This window comes from Rhizobium ruizarguesonis (genome assembly GCF_012349115.1).
Taxonomy (GTDB): Bacteria; Pseudomonadota; Alphaproteobacteria; order Rhizobiales; family Rhizobiaceae; genus Rhizobium; species Rhizobium ruizarguesonis.
This window is the reverse complement of sequence record NZ_PQIG01000115.1, coordinates 18,928-34,140: the sequence shown is the minus strand read 5'-3', so window position 1 is coordinate 34,140 and position 15,213 is coordinate 18,928. Positions and strand designations below refer to the sequence as shown.

The 15,213-nt window shown below is 55.8% G+C and carries 12 protein-coding genes and 1 pseudogene; 3 read left to right on the top strand and 10 right to left on the bottom strand.

Translation table 11 applies throughout. From position 1 onward, the window contains the following. A partial coding sequence (locus tag C3Y91_RS31675) for an RNA polymerase factor sigma-54 (protein ID WP_168576223.1) occupies nucleotides 1–749 on the top strand: 749 nt, incomplete at its 5' end. A gap of 1,110 nt (nucleotides 750–1,859) precedes the next feature. Here C3Y91_RS31675 and C3Y91_RS31670 read toward each other — a convergent pair. The 8 genes from C3Y91_RS31670 to nifH all read right to left on the bottom strand — a co-directional run bounded on the left by C3Y91_RS31670 (nucleotide 1,860) and on the right by nifH (nucleotide 12,013). Further along, nucleotides 1,860–2,960 (bottom strand): amino acid kinase family protein, encoded by a 1,101-nt coding sequence (locus C3Y91_RS31670; RefSeq protein ID WP_168576222.1) that lies wholly within the window; start codon nucleotides 2,958–2,960, stop codon nucleotides 1,860–1,862. Further along, nucleotides 2,957–3,994, bottom strand: coding sequence for an aspartate-semialdehyde dehydrogenase (locus C3Y91_RS31665; RefSeq protein WP_168299477.1), 1,038 nt, complete (start codon nucleotides 3,992–3,994; stop codon nucleotides 2,957–2,959). The genes C3Y91_RS31670 and C3Y91_RS31665 overlap by 4 nt, the downstream gene beginning before the upstream one ends. Before the next feature lie 328 nt (nucleotides 3,995–4,322). Beyond that, nucleotides 4,323–4,646 carry a ferredoxin III, nif-specific gene (gene fdxB, locus C3Y91_RS31660; protein WP_163879785.1) on the bottom strand — a complete coding sequence of 108 codons (324 nt, stop codon included), beginning with the start codon at nucleotides 4,644–4,646 and terminating at the stop codon, nucleotides 4,323–4,325. A gap of 359 nt (nucleotides 4,647–5,005) precedes the next feature. After that, nucleotides 5,006–6,355, bottom strand: coding sequence for a nitrogenase iron-molybdenum cofactor biosynthesis protein NifN (nifN, locus tag C3Y91_RS31655; protein ID WP_168299475.1), 1,350 nt, complete (start codon nucleotides 6,353–6,355; stop codon nucleotides 5,006–5,008). A gap of 52 nt (nucleotides 6,356–6,407) precedes the next feature. After that, nucleotides 6,408–7,829: a nitrogenase iron-molybdenum cofactor biosynthesis protein NifE gene (gene nifE, locus C3Y91_RS31650; RefSeq protein ID WP_168299474.1), complete on the bottom strand. Its 1,422-nt coding sequence runs from the start codon at nucleotides 7,827–7,829 to the stop codon at nucleotides 6,408–6,410. A gap of 53 nt (nucleotides 7,830–7,882) precedes the next feature. Then, entirely contained in the window at nucleotides 7,883–9,424 is a 1,542-nt protein-coding gene (gene nifK / locus C3Y91_RS31645; RefSeq protein WP_168576221.1) for a nitrogenase molybdenum-iron protein subunit beta, read from the bottom strand. 97 nt (nucleotides 9,425–9,521) lie between these two features. Further along, nucleotides 9,522–11,018, bottom strand: coding sequence for a nitrogenase molybdenum-iron protein alpha chain (gene nifD / locus C3Y91_RS31640; protein ID WP_168576220.1), 1,497 nt, complete (start codon nucleotides 11,016–11,018; stop codon nucleotides 9,522–9,524). Between the two features lie 101 nt (nucleotides 11,019–11,119). Beyond that, on the bottom strand, nucleotides 11,120–12,013 hold the full coding sequence (gene nifH, locus C3Y91_RS31635; protein ID WP_018517739.1) for a nitrogenase iron protein: 894 nt from the start codon (nucleotides 12,011–12,013) through the stop codon (nucleotides 11,120–11,122). A gap of 1,165 nt (nucleotides 12,014–13,178) precedes the next feature. Between nifH and C3Y91_RS31630 the strand changes: the two genes are divergently transcribed. Beyond that, nucleotides 13,179–13,649, top strand: a complete 471-nt coding sequence (locus tag C3Y91_RS31630; protein WP_131602558.1) for a TlpA disulfide reductase family protein — start codon at nucleotides 13,179–13,181, stop codon at nucleotides 13,647–13,649. Between the two features lie 93 nt (nucleotides 13,650–13,742). Continuing rightward, nucleotides 13,743–14,012: a hypothetical protein gene (locus C3Y91_RS31625; protein ID WP_168576219.1), complete on the top strand. Its 270-nt coding sequence runs from the start codon at nucleotides 13,743–13,745 to the stop codon at nucleotides 14,010–14,012. Nucleotides 14,013–14,515: 503 nt separating this feature from the next. Here C3Y91_RS31625 and C3Y91_RS38260 read toward each other — a convergent pair. Beyond that, nucleotides 14,516–14,862: pseudogene (locus C3Y91_RS38260) on the bottom strand (histidinol dehydrogenase); the annotation flags it as partial. Then, nucleotides 14,862–15,062, bottom strand: a complete 201-nt coding sequence (locus C3Y91_RS38255; RefSeq protein ID WP_246780249.1) for a histidinol dehydrogenase — start codon at nucleotides 15,060–15,062, stop codon at nucleotides 14,862–14,864. The pseudogene C3Y91_RS38260 and the gene C3Y91_RS38255, both read right to left, overlap by 1 nt. Nucleotides 15,063–15,213: the final 151 nt, after the last annotated feature.

Below are 15,213 nucleotides of genomic sequence, written 5' to 3'. Positions count from 1 at the left end.
GCGTCGACGAGGAAGATCTTCTCGACATGCTCGGCGAGATCCGCCAGCTCAATCCGAAGCCCGGCAGCGGTTTCGAAGCGGGTGTTTCCGAAGCGATCATGCCGGATGTGGTCGTCAGAGCCTCCTCGGAAGGCGGCTGGCTGGTCGAGCTCAATCCGGATACTCTGCCGCGCGTACTGGTCAACCAGTCCTATTTTTCTCGCGTGACCAAGACCAAGGATGCAGAGGTTCAGGCCTTCCTCTCTAATTGCATGCAGACCGCCAACTGGCTGACGCGCAGCCTCGATCAGCGGGCAAATACCATCATGAGGGTGGCAAGTGAAATCGTCCGCCAGCAGGACGCCTTCTTACAGCACGGCATCGATCACCTGCGCCCGCTGAACCTGAAGACGGTCGCCGAGGCGATCAAGATGCATGAATCCACAGTCAGCCGCGTCACGTCGAACAAATATATGCTGACGCCGCGCGGCCTCTTCGAACTCAAATATTTCTTCACCGTCTCGATCAGCGCCGTCGCTGGCGGCGACAGTCATTCGGCTGAGGCCGTACGTCACAAGATCCGTGCGCTGATCCTGCAGGAAAGCCCGGAGGCGGTGCTTTCCGATGACGATATTGTCGACATGCTGAAGAAGGGCGGCGTCGATCTCGCCCGCCGCACGGTTGCGAAATACCGGGAGGCGATGAACATCGCCTCTTCGGTCCAGCGCCGCCGCGAGAAGCGGGCGCTCGCCAAGGTCGCCGGTTTCTGAGGCTATCATGCTTCGACCTGAACCGAAAAATCCTGCCTTAAGCGGCGCGACTCTATGAAAGCTAGCCCTCGGGTGACTTTGGATCACGCCCGCGGTGCTTGCGCTGGCCAAGTCTGCCATTTTTATTGTGGGCCCGCGGGCATGTTTTGTGTCCGAAATGTGCCCGGCACCACATCCGCCGGCACCGCGCTTAGCGTCGCAACCGCAATCGGGGTTAGATCGCACCCTGCGCTCGAGCTGGATCAAGAAGTGCGGCGGCTATGACAGCATCTGCGACAGCAAACTCAATTCCTCAGATATCTCGGCGCAGGAACAGGTTTCGCGGTGCCACATCGTACAGGGGCGACGTACATTTTTCGACAAGCGAGCCTGCCCTAGGTAGCGATTACCTGGCGCTGCATGGCCATTCTGCGGAACAGTTTAACGAATATCAAACAGCGCAATCATCTTCGTGAGCTGCGATTTTTGTGCCGATTGATTGCGCCAGCAGTCCTCTCAAGCGTTGCCTTCTGCGTCAAGGGGACCATACGCCCCTGGGTTTTCCAACCCGATCAGGGCGTTCCGCCGGCGGAGTTCTCCTCCCGCCGTACAGGGGCTTGCGCGAGCCGTTGGCAGCTAGGAGGCGCGCTGAAGACCGACCGCTATGTCATCAAGGGGCCGCTAGTCATATAGCACCGCGGCGCGGATTGCCGCCGGCCGCATCAATGGGCCGAGAATGCGAAGTACCTGCGCGATGAGTCTAGCGACCAAGGGCCGGCGCAAGGGCATCAAGAGCGCGCCGGAACGAGGACGAGATGCTGGCGCGCTGCAAGGTGAAGGGTTGATTTCAGCCGCTTTGCACTGTCCTCGTCTACCACAACTGGAAAGCGGCGATCCAGAACCTGCATTCGACAATAACTTTTTCGAATTCACCGGTCGCGTCTGTCCGCGCCCTGTCCCTGCGATGACGACTGCATGTTGAACTCGACGATGTGCCGGGGTTATCAGGGCGGTGGAACAGGCGATCGTCGCTAACGATCACCCGGCTACCAAGTCGAAGCATCCCTTAACCGATGGCCAGATCAAGCGACTTCGCCGCCGCCTCCATTCGGGCGTCGCCTGTGGCGCTGTTTAGTCGTTCTCTATCACAAGATCGCGAACGGCTGCAGGATACATTTGTTCGTGGATGTTTTGCGCATGTGCCAAGGCGCTCTCGTAGTCAACGTGAAGGTGGACGCGCGACATCGCGCCATTAAGCTCGGTCACCACGACCCTTGATCCGATGGCGACCGCGCGCGTGCCTGCCGATGCGACAAGGCGCATCGCAAAATCGATGTCGGTTATGATGCAAAGGCAGGGCCTGCCGTCCTCTTCAAAGAATATCGAGCTAATATCGTGTTGATCAAGAAGCACAAGGAGAGTGTCGCGTTCTGCAACACTCGCGACAGCTAATACTGCTGCGTCGCGTGCTACTGTCACGGAACCGGAGTATCCGTGGCCTGTGATGATCGTGCCCGTCGCCACTCCGTCACTAGTCAGTGCTTTGCAAACTATGGTGACTGCGTGCTTTTTGGCATAATCCACTGCCCTATGGTGCAGCACCTTAGCGCCCTGCCGCGACATCTGCGCAAGTGTCCCATACCCAATCTTCGGGATGAATCGTGCCCCTGGTACAAGATGAGGATCTGCCGTGTAGACGCCCTTAACATCTGAATATATTTCGCACGCTTGCTCTCCTAACATGGCAGCGATCACGACTGCTGTCAGATCGGAGCTGTTTCTGCCGAGAAACGTTAGTTTGCCCGACTGATCAATTGCCTGACCACCCGCGGCAATGACAATGTCATGCTCCTGAAGTGCAGCCCTGATTGGCTGAGGATCGACGCTTTCAACTGACGCCCGGCCGAAGTCTGAATTAGTGCGTATCCCGAGGGCATAGCCATTCAACGACGTTACGGGAATCCCGAGGCGACTGACTGCAGCCTCCAACATGCAGGCACTCAGCATCTCGCCCGTGGCAAGTGCCGCATCGAGATTCGATGGTGATGCTTCTTTGTTGACGCCAAGCATGGTTGCTTTCAGCTTGTCGGTCATTCCATACATTGCGCTGACCACGGCGATAATCTTGACTCCGCCTGCAGCCCGCAGCTCAGCTAGATGCTGAGCAACTCGAGCGTAATCACAAGGATCTCGAAAACTCGAACCCCCGAATTTGACAATGGTCGTCTTCATGTTTCATCCATCAAGTTATTGGCGATCGCAAGCTGTGCGATGAGGAGTGCGTTGAGTGCCGCTCCAACCTGAACGTTGTCGGCTACAACCCACATCCACAGCCCGCGCGGATTCTCTGGATTAACTCGGACCCGACCGACGTGAACATCTGCAGGATCTCCCAGATAGCGCGGCGTTGGATATCCGTCGCGAATTTCATCAGCATAAAGTCGAACACCTGGTTCATTTGCCAGGAGCTCACGGACCTGTTCTAGTCGAACGTGATCGTCGAACTCGACGTATACCGCCTCGGAATGGCCCGTCTTTACCGGCACTCTAACGCAGGTGGCGGTTAACTGCAGATGAGGCATACCGAAGATCTTCCGTGACTCTTGAACCAGCTTGCGTTCCTCTAGAGCCACGCCTTCACGGGAAATCTCTCCGATCTGAGGTATGACATTGAATGCAAGAGGGACAGGGAAGCTCTCCGCAGCGGGTCCGGTGCTCCCCTCGAGCCAGGCTACGGCACCGTCTTCTAGCTCGTTAATCCCGCGCAGGCCAACTCCTGAGGCGGCTTGATAGGTGGTCAAAAGAACCTGGTTAACGCCGAACGTCGCTATCAGCGGTCGCAGTGCCCGAACCAGCTGTATCGTGGAGCAATTTGGATTTGCTACTATTCCAGACGGTGGACGAACCGTAAGTGAACACGCGTTAACTTGTGGTACGATGAGGGGTACGTCAGGCCTCATTCGAAAGGCATTCGAGTTATCAATCACCAAGGCTCCTTGGGATGCGAACCGAGGTCCCCATACGGCGCTTACGTCGCCGCCTGCAGAGAAGAATGCAATGTCGGTTTTGGTATCACCGATATCGCTAATGTCGCGGAGTGCCTCAACTAAGTATGTTTGGTCTCGAAACTTGAATTGGCGCGCACCCGAACTGGAGGCGAACAGTCGCAGTCGATTGATCTTTATCTCGCTTTTTTCCAACAACTTGATCAGGGCCGTTCCGACCGCCCCGGTTGCTCCAACGACAGAAATATCTAATGGTCTCATGAGTACCTCATTTAGACGCTCGTGGTTGGATCTTGCTGTCAAATTTCGAAGCTCGCTTCGGCCGCCCAAGGGTGTAACTGGAAGTCTGTCGTCGCGGCTTAATGCACAGTTCAATGCCTCCTCTCTTCAGATCGTTGGACTTTCGACCTGGTGTTTCCTGTGATGATTGCCCCCGAATGGCAGATTGGATGCCTAGAAAGAGCTTCGCGTCGCAAGCCGGATTTGCTTTCACGCTAAGCTGCCATGCCGCCTTCTCCACGTCTTCGAACCGATGCGATAGTCTCGCAATGTGGACGGCGCCGGCGGCTTCTACCGCTCGGAGCGGAATTCAAGATTCGTGCACCGCACGATGATCAACGGCGATATGAGTCTGGCAGTTCTTGGGACAGACGCGGGCGCACGCTCCGCAGCCGATACAGCGGCCGGGATAATCAATGACCATGATCACGCGACTGAGCTCACCATTAAAGTCGTCCTCGCCATCGCAGACACCGAGCATTTCACCTGCCTCGTCGATGCCGTAGGGGTGCATGACCTCACGTGAGCAGACCTTGAAGCAGCGACCGCAGCCGATGCACATCGCAGGGTTGATCGAATCCAGATATTCCGGCATCCATCGGGACCCGTCGCGAGTCACGCATGAGCTTGTCATAGATTCCTCCGATTTAGCGAGTTCTGGCAATGACATATGTGACCGCCGAAGGCGCGCCGATTGCCAGACAAAATGCGAGCCGGCAGCTGTCTAACGCCGCTATCCTTTCCCAGTGCAGTCATCACCTTCGCTCCGGTGTCTTCCGATCTCGTCGGAGATATCCTCGAACCCAGCGGCTTGCACGAAGGTCCACGCGTCGCGTATCGCGTCGTAGATAGCGAATGGTCTGGCCGACTCAAACGACGCGTTCAGTCCCTCCATATCTTGCGTGACGTTCGCAATTCGCAAGCTGGTCACCTGCCGTTTCGGCCGCTGTTGGTGGAGTCTGCCATTGAAGAGCGAGAGGCGGCGAATTGGTCTCATTTTGCGATTCCCGCCTGTCGCTTGAGTAAAGTGGGCTGGGAGTCCGGAGGGTGGTTAGCCTGAATGATGTTCGCGAGGTCAAAGATCACGTCGCGGGTTCCCCGGTATAATATTGTAAGCTTGTGCTGGCTGCCGACGCGGTCGAACATGGGCAAACCAAGCCGCATCAGCGGAATGCCTAGGCGTTTGGCAGCTTCTCGGCCGTGCGAGTGTGTGACGATAAGATCGGCCGTTGCGGCGAGACTTTCCAGATCACTGAGGTCGCCGACTTTGACGGTCTTCGCCGGTACCATCTCGAGCGCCTTCGAAGTGCCGGTCGTGGTGACCGCGGCCGCAATTTCCGCACCCATGGCAGTAAAAAAGTCGGAGAGCTGGAAAAGTTGATCCGGCTCGGAGGCGATTGCGATCTTCTTGCCAGCCATATGAAAATGTCCGTCGAGCATGGCATCCTGCAACTGCATTCGGTTGCGGCGGACATTGAGCGGTGTCTGTTTGCGTGACATAGCGGCAAGCACGCGAATAAAGCGATCGACGTTCTCTAGGCCCGTCAGCGATCTAAACAGCACATACGGCACGCCGGTCAGTCTCTGCAGCGCTTCAGCCGGTCGCCGCATATGCTCACCGATTGCGATACACTGCATCGTCGCACCGAGATCGCGGATCTCCTCCACTTTCGTGCCGCCATACGTTGTCGGCATCCATTCTTCCGGGATGGAGCCGTCGAGCGCTCCGGATACGTCCGGCAGAATAACCGGGTCGAGGCCGAAGCTTACGGCCGTCTCGCGCAGGTGTTCTATGTCAGCAACCGTTAAGTTCCAGCCAGGCAAGATCGCGATCTTCCTCGGATTGCGATACTGCTTGTCAGGTCGCGCTATTGCCTCGATCACGGCGGTAACAGCTTTAGACCAACCCTCCTCTATGGCGCCGTCAAAGTCAGGCGTGTTGGCGACTATCACTTCGGTGCCCACAAGTTCTATCGCCCGCCTGCGTTTGATGTTTTCGACGTCACCGGCGACATCCTCGTCGCGGGCCTCTACCGATGCGGTCGTGCATATCCCGATCAGTCGTGGCCTTGAGCGGGCTTTGAGGCTGAGAATTGCCTCTTCGAGACGATCCGCGCCGCCGACGATTATCGCGGCTTCGTTCATCGCCGTCGTTTGCAGCGGGATCGCTTCATTGAAATGCCTCACGAGCAGTGCGAGCGCGAAGCTTGTACATCCCTGGCTGCCATGGAGCAGAGGTATTGCGCCGTCGACGCCCAGAAAGGCGAAGGCAGCACCAAGCGGCTGAGACGACTTCAGGGGGTTGACCGCCGCCGACTTAGTTTGAGATACGACGCGTGCCATAGTACGACCTCAACATTTTTTGCGAGTGATCTCGCGGTTTGGTTCGACGCGCTTACGCTTTTCTTTTCGCTCGTTTTTCAACGACTAAGGCCGGCTCCCATGGCGCCGGCGCGCGCACCTGCGGCCACATCGGATTGTGGATTGCCAGGTCAATTTGTCGAGCAAGTTGCACCATTCCCTCATAGCCAGCGTAAGCGTGATGACGCTCCTGGTTAATGTCGAGCCAAGGTAGTTTAGCCTTTAACGCTATATACTGGGTGCGTCCGCCCGACAGCATGATGTCAGCCTTTCTGTCGAGTAGAAGCGAGAAAAGCTCGCGCGGCGACTTCGACTCGAACAGGAGGTTCTCCTCCTTCAGGGTCTGCTTCACTCGCTCCCTATCTTCGAGCGTCGATTTCTTGACTGATGTGCCGACGATCTCCATGCCGATCTCCATCAAGGCATGGACGACCGACCAGGATTTCACGCCGCCTGTATTTAGAAGCACGCGCTTGCCCTCAAGGCGAGGTCGGTAGGCTTCCAGCCTCTTCCACACCTTTTCCTCTTCTTCCGCTACAAGGATTTCCGTGCGATGCAAAAGCGAGGGGTCAGCACCCTTCCTTACAAGCAGATCGGCGATCCGCCGGAGCGCCTCCGAGGTGCCGGAAATGCCATAGAAGGAGCCCTCGAAAAATGGAATGTCCCACCGCTCCTGCATCTTACGTGCCAACGTAACGAACGCTGTCGAACACACCGTCATCGCTGCGCGCGAGCGGTGGGCGGAGGCGACTTGCAGATATCGCGCGTCTCCGGGAATACAGGCGCGGACGCGGATGCCGAGCTTATCCAAGAGCGGCTTCACCTGCCAGAACTCACCAGAGAGGTTAAATTCGCCGAGTATGTTGATGTCGCAAAGGCCTGGTTCATCGGGCTCCACGGTACCTATGACATGCTTGAGCAGCGCCTCGCCCGCTAGCTTGTTGCCGAGGTTTTTAGATCCGACAAAACCTGGCGCATTGACCGGCACCACCGGTAAGGCAAATTCGTCCGTCGCTCGCTTGCAAACAACGTCGATGTCGTCACCGATCATCGCTGTAACGCAGGTTGAATAGACGAAGATTGCCGCGGGCGCATACCCATCCTTGATTTCCCGGATCGCTTTAAAGAGCTTCCGTTCACTGTGGCCCATTACGATGTCGATTTCCGTAAGATCAGTCGTGAAGCTCGTGCGCCAAAGTGTTGGACCTGACGAGGCAGCGCCACGGTTGTCCCAGGAATTTCCCTCGCAGGCGAGCGGCCCGTGAATCAGATGTGCGACATCGGTTATCGGCTGCAGTGCGACCTTGGCGCCGTCGAAAGCGCAACCGCCGACGGCCGTTCCCGGGGCCATTGGCCTCGCGCAATTCCTTCGGCGCGCCTTAGGACCCTTGCTGCCGCTCCTTTCACTCGCTAGCTCGTGGAAGGCATCTTTGACTTTGGCGTTGAGCGAGGACATTCGTCTGCCTTCATATCTGGTTGAGAGATAGGCCGCCTGGCCGGCCGCCGCTCTTAGCGCGTGAGGTCATACGAATAGTCTGTCACACCCGCGTGCATTGTTTCGCGATCGAGGTTGTCGAAGATCTTGTCGAGGATCGCCGTTAAAAGACGCAGTCCGCCTTGGTAACCCATGAGTGGGAATCGATGATGATGGTGCCGGTCGAAAATTGGAAACATCAGCCGAACCAGTGGGGTACCGGTGTCCCGTTCGAGATACTTCCCATAAGAATTTCCGATCAGGAGATCCACCGGCTCGGTGAACAGTAGCGAGCGCAGTGCCCAGAGATCTTTGCCTGGCCAAACCTGTGCATTCTTCCCGAAGGGCGAGGATGCGAGGAGTTCCTTCATCTCGTCCTCCCAAACTGAGGTGCCATTTGTGGCGAGGCAGTGGGTTGGCTCGCCGCCGGTCTCCATGATGAAGCGCGCCATCCCATAAACGAAATCTGGATCGCCGTAGATCGCGTATTTTTTTCCATACAGCCAAGCTTGGCTGTCCGCCATCGCGTCGATGAGTCGCCCGCGCTCCAGGCGGATCGTCTCGGGAATTTCTCTCCTGGAAATCCCAGATATCGCCATCAAGAGCTCGTCGGTAGCTTCGACGCCGAGAGGGTAGCGGAAGGAGATCGTCGCTTGTCCAACGTCTCTGCAGTAGTCCAGCGTCTTGCGAGTGTTGTAATATTGCAGGGACAACGTCCCCTCCGCGTTCAACGCCGCCTTCACGTCATTGATTTTGGTCCCCCCGTCATACATCCGAAAGTTACCATCGGAGGGGGTATCGAACTGATCTGATGCGTCCTGGATGAACATGTAATTCACTTGCATCAAGTCGAGCAGGCGTTTTAATTCGCGATTGTTCCCAACGCAGAAGCCATCAAATCCAGGAATGATGTTGATAGAAGCGGTGGCTTCACTTCGCGCGGTGCCCTTCCAGAAATTCTCCAGCACACCTTTTACCATGGCGTCGTAGCCGTCGACATGGCTGCCGACAAAGGCAGGTGTGTGGGCGAAGGGGACATCGAAATCGCGCGGGACCGAACCTTCACTTTTGGCATTTTCGATAAAACCATGCAGGTCATCTCCGATGACCTCGGCCATACATGTGGTCGAGACCGCGATCATCTTCGGGTTATAGAGCTTGTACGTGTTGGCGAGACCGTCGACCATATTCTTCAGGCCACCAAATACAGCGGCGTCTTCTGTCATCGATGACGAGACCACCGATGACGGCTCCTTGAAATGGCGCGATAGGTGCGATCTGTAGTAGGCAACGCAACCTTGGCTGCCATGGACGAACGACATCGTTCGCTCGAATCCCGCCGCTGCGAAAACCGCGCCGAGTGGCTGGCAGGCTTTGGCTGGATTGACGACAAGGGCTTGGCGGGCCAAGTTTTGCTCGCGGTATTCCCAGGTCTTCGTGAATTCGCGTTGGTCTGACACGACCTGATCAGGGTGTGGGCATTCGAAGTTCAACTTTTTCTCGGCTAACATCTGCCTGTATTCCGGCTCGCAGAATAGGGGCGCGTGGTCGAGAGTTTTCTCAGCTGATTGCGGCATAGGGTCACCTCTTTCGATCTGGCCGCGGCTTAAGGGCGGTCCAGAAACATGCGTCGCTTAAGCCATTGCGCGTTTTTTACGCGCGAACGCTATGTTCTCACCCAGCAACCGCCGCCAAAGCGCGGTCATTTTTCCAGGGCGCGTCGTAGAGACCCCAAACTGGATTGTTGATGGCCATGTCCATGTCCCGAGCGAAAATCGAGAAACCGTCATAACCGTGATACGGACCAGAATAGTCCCACGAGTGCATCTGACGGAACGGAATGCCCATTTTCTGCACCGGGTATTTTTCTTTAACGCCGGACCCGACGAGATCCGGCCGAATTCCCTCGATGAATTTCTCTAGTTCATAGCTAGTCACGTCGTCGTAGATCAGCGTGCCTTCCTTTACGTAGTGGCCGGTGCGCTGATAGTCGTCGCCGTGACCGAATTCGTAGCCGGTTCCTACGATTTCCATTCCGAGGTCCTCATAGGCGGTGATGACGTGACGAGGACGCAGTCCGCCGATGTAGAGCATCACCCGTTTGCCAGAGAGGCGCGGCCAATACTTGTCGACCACAGCCGAGACGAAGGGTCGGTATTTGGCGATGACCTTTTCGGTTCTATCTTCGATCTCCGGCCCGAAATGCTTGGCTATGTTGCGTAGCGAGGCTTCGATCTGGAATGGGCCAAAGAAATTATACTCCATCCACGGAATGCCATATTTTTCCTCCATGTGCCTGGAGATGTAATTCATCGACCGATAGCAGTGAATGAGGTTGAGCGTAGCTCTCGGCGCGCGCTCCACTTCGGCGAGAGTTGCATCTCCCGACCAGTTGCCGACCACGCGCAGTCCGATCTCTTCGAGCAGGATGCGCGACGCCCATGCATCGCCGCCAATGTTATAGTCGCCTATGACATTTACGTCGTAGGGACCCGACTCGAATTTTAAGTCTTTCTTGTCGAAGACCCAATCTCGAATTGCATCGTTGGCGATGTGGTGGCCAAGAGATTGCGACACGCCGCGGAAGCCTTCGCAGCGCACCGGCACGACGGTTGTCGTGTGTTCTTTGGCCTTTTTTCGCGCTACGGCCTCGATGTCATCGCCAATCAGACCGATCGGACATTCGGACTGCAGGCTGACGCCATTGCTCAGCGGGAAAAGTTCAGCAATCTCGTCGATGACCTTTTCCAGTTTCTTGTCACCGCCGAAAACGATGTCCTTCTCCTGGAAATCGGAGGTAAATTGCATCGTCACGAAAGTGTCGATGCCTGTCAGACCGACGTAATAGTTGCGACGTTGCGACCAGGAATATTGACCGCAGCCGACCGGCCCGTGTGAAATGTGAACCATATCCTTGATCGGTCCCCAGACGACGCCTTTTGAACCGGCATACGCGCATCCGCGGATCGTCATCACGCCTGGGACAGACTTGATGTTCGACTTTACCTGGCATTCGCTAATCGCGCTTGCGTCCTCGCCGGCGTCCTTTTCGCTCATTGCCAGGCTAAGGTGTTTACTGCGACGCTTTGCTGCTTTGTCCGGATATTGCGAAAGCACGTCCGCTATAAGCTTCGCATGAAAGTCACTGTCATTGTGGTATTTGAAGGTCATTGACCCTACCCCTTGGGAAATCCGAATGAAGCCTCATTGGCAAACCTCCCTCGCGGGATGGCGGGCGCTTTGCGTGTCGCTGCGCGCTCGTGTCCGTGTGATCACTGGGCAGCTGTCAGCTTGGCATCCCTGGCTTGAAGTTCGGCAAGCATCTGCTCGTCGGTCTTCATGATCCCGAAATCGAGAAGCATGTCCTCGAGTTCCTCCATGGTGATGGGGGTCGGGATGGTGCCTTTGCCGGAATTGTCATGTATTCTTTGGGCAAGTGTCCGGTACTCCGCCGCTTGCTGAGAGTCCGGCGCATATTGGATCACCGTCATCTTTCTAAGTTCGGCATGTTGGACAATGTTGTCGCGTGGCACGAAGTGAATGAGCTTAGAATTGAGTTTGGCAGCCAGCGCTTCGGCGAGGTCGAGTTCGCGGTCGGTCTGACGCTCGTTACAAATGAGGCCACCCAGGCGTACGCTGCCGCCTGCAGCATATTTCAGGATGCCCCTGGCGATATTGTTGGCGGCATAGAGTGCCATCATTTCGCCGGACATGACGATGTAGATTTCCTGAGCCTTGTTTTCACGGATCGGCATCGCGAAGCCGCCGCACACAACGTCACCGAGCACGTCATAAGACACGTAGTCGACATCGTTGTAGGCGCCGTTCTCTTCGAGAAAGTTGATCGACGTGATAACGCCGCGTCCCGCGCAGCCGACGCCTGGCTCCGGACCGCCAGACTCCACGCATTTGATACCTTTATAGCCTACCTTGAGCACGTCTTCGAGTTCAAGATCTTCAACCGAACCTCTCGTTGCTGCGAGATCAAGAACCGTATCCTGGGCCTTCGAGTTCAAGATCAGGCGCGTAGAATCCGCCTTAGGGTCACAGCCAACGATGAGGATCTTCTGCCCATGGTCCACGAGGGCCGCTAGCGTGTTTTGGGACGTAGTGGACTTGCCAATTCCGCCCTTTCCATAGAATGCGATCTGACGCAGAGCTGCCATGCTTAGAGTTCCTTCATGTGTTCGAAGCAATGCGGTTATCCCGCAACGCGGATGCGGCGGCCGTTCCGCTGCCTCGCAATAGCTCTCAAGATTCGTGCCAAGCAGGCCGATTGAGCTGACGAACAACAATTTGCTGCGATTCCAGTTATTTGGGAGAAAAATACGGGATTGAGAACAAGAACGCTTGTCACATAGCCGACAAAGGTGATGACAATGTCGAAAATAGATTGTCACCCTCTGAGCGCCAACGAATGGTACTCGGCCTTTGTCCAATATCTGACCAGCCGACAGGATGTCTCATGTAACCAGGTGTAGCTTTTAGGACTATTGTTCGAACAGCCTGTATCCCATCACCAGACCGGCCGTAACAAATTTGCGATCACTTGCCACAAAGCGCTGTTTCCGGCGGATCCTGATGATGATCAAGCGCCATGTCGCTTCGACTACACCGCGGGGAGCGATCCACTTCACCAGGACGACGTGATTCGCGCCGCATCTGGTGTCCCGCATAAGGTCAATGTCCTGCTCCGCAGTCCATCGTGATAGTGGCAGTGACGTCAATGACGCTATCACCCCTGCACACGCGGTCTGAGCAATCATGACCCTTAACGAACCGAAGGAGACGCAACTTACTCGCAACACGTCTTGCGGCACGGTCCTGTTCAGTACAGACCCGCACCAATCCGCTTCAGTGTGGCATCCGTCCGTCCAAGTGGCTTAGCCGCTTCATTCAAGGGCTGCAGGCTGGCGTATTTTGTGCCAATTTTTAAGAGATCGTTCAGAAATTTCTGTTTTGCGGTGGCGTCCCATCCTCTGCCAGCTTCAGAACAAATGCGATCTATTTTGAGGCTTTCGTCGAGTACTTTACTTCTTCCCGCCAGGGATCGTGAGGGAAAAATTCAGCTCCAAATCGCTTGATTCAACGAGGCACGTCACATCCGCGTTACGGCATTATCATCATCTTTGTCGGTTGCGTGACGGGAGTTCTCTTCCTCAATCTTGCATTTTCGCGCCCACATAACTGGAATCGCAGCAAATTATTGTTCGTCAGCTCAATCGACTTGGTTGGCACGAATCTTGAAAGCTATCGCCAGGCGGCGGAATAGCAGACGCGTCCGTTTTGGGGATAACCGCATTGCTTCGAACACATGAAGGAACGCCAAGCATGACTGACCTCAGGATAGGAGACACAGCTCCCTCAATCCGTGATGTGCACTGGGTTCGTGGCGGGCCTCTCGAGACCTTTCAGCCTGGCAAAGTTTACATTCTCGTGTTTCTGACAACCAAGCGCGGAGTTTGCGTTGAAATAATGCCCCATCTCGTACAGTTGCAGGAGGACTACCGGAATGATGGTCTTGAGGTTATTGGCGTTGTAATTAAAAGGTCCGCAACGGCGGCTGATGCTCGAGTTTATGTGAACGCATGGCTGAACCAAAAATGCCCAAATCTGAATTTCCGAGTAGGAGTCGATTTCACAGGTCTGATGTGCAGGCTGTGGATGGAGCCGATCCATTCTAGGGCAGTTCCGACCGCGTTCGTTCTCGACCGCGACGGAAAGGTCGCCTCGATTGACCCGACGGACGACCTCAATGACGTTGTGCGGAAAGTTGTTGACGGCAGCTGGCGTAACGGATGATCAACCGACCCCCCGTGGCCGGAGCCGTAGAGGCTTGCCCAAGCTCAGAGATGCTATCATATCCAAAAGCGAGGCGGCAGAGGAGAAAGAGCATTGGAAGTCCGCGCTCTTGGCGTGGTCAATATCGCACTAACCATTGATAACCACCATGGAGAACACAAGATGACTCCTGGTTTGCATATTGGCTCTCCAGCTTCGTCGATCAAAGCGCAGGACTTGCTGCGTGGCGATCCCATTTGGGCCTTCCAGCCCGGCAAGATATACATTCGCGAGTTCTTTGTAACGTCGCACGGGCCTTGCGTACCTGCACGGGCCTGTTTGGTGCACGTGCAGAAAAAATACAGGGACACGCTGCCTGAGTGATATCGTCCAATTGCTATCCAGTGCCAGTGCGACCGGCCTTTTTAATTCGCAGTCGCCATTTCGAGCGTGTCGTCTCTAGCATTTCCGCCATTATGTAGATCTTGCTCGGTTCCCCAATCGGCGTTGTGTGATTCAAAGGGCCCGCTGGAAGTGGCTAGCAAGTACGACAGGTTCGAACGATCTTCGCAAACGTTTCGCGGCCTCGCCTTTGAGCGGCGAGAGCAACTGTGCACCGTCCGCAGTGACCTGGGTCGCTGTCGTCTGTGCTGACGACCGGCATTCCTCCGAGCCCATGACGCGCGCTACGGACCCGTATCGAACGAAGACTAGTGCGATTTAAAAAGCTGGACGGAGTTCGCATAAGGCTAGAACGATCCGATGCGATCTGCCTGTTCGTTGGTGTGACACCTTTGCTGCTTGGATAAATTTGCGGCAGCGTAATTGCCTAACGTCTGATCGAATTAGTCCAGGCAGCTGCGAAGGCGAGAGCACTCCGCGGCAAGTTACTTCGGGCTGAGGCGAAGTGCGGCCGCGCGACGATAACCTTCGAGCTTTTCCGTCGCGCTTTGACGAACAGCTGCTGGAGCAACTGCCGCGACTCCGCGGTCATGTTGGTGGGTTGCAATCTTCACGTAGGAGCCCACCCAGAGACCACCGTGTAGCGCCCAGCACCCATCGTCGGCAAGGTGTGGTTCGTGCCACAGCATTTATCGGAATAGACCACGCTGGCATTTTCGCCGATGAAAATCGAGCCATAGTTTCGAAGCTTCTTGGCGGTCGCGTGCGGGTCACGGGTGTGGACCTGCAAATGCTCAGTCGCGATGTGATCCGAGTAGAGAATCATCGTTTCTACGCCTTCGACAAGCTCGCAACATCGAGCTTGTCGAAGGCGAGGGAATATTCGCGGACAGCTGCATCGCCACGATCGCGGACACTTGCAATAATTTCCTTAACGGTGTTTTCAACCTGAGCCGTATCGGAAACTGCGTCTCGGACTGGTTGTTTGATTTGAGTAAACCTGGTTTTCAGCGCATCGAAACGCGGTGTCATCAAAACCTCCCGAATAGGGATGAGTAGAGTCAGCATCGGGCAGTCCGCCCAGTCCGGCAATTGCCATTCAAAAGGGTGTTCAGTATATTCACCGCGCGGAATGTAGCCCTTGGCTTCTTTTCAACGTGAGGGGTGTCATTTCCTCTTTGAT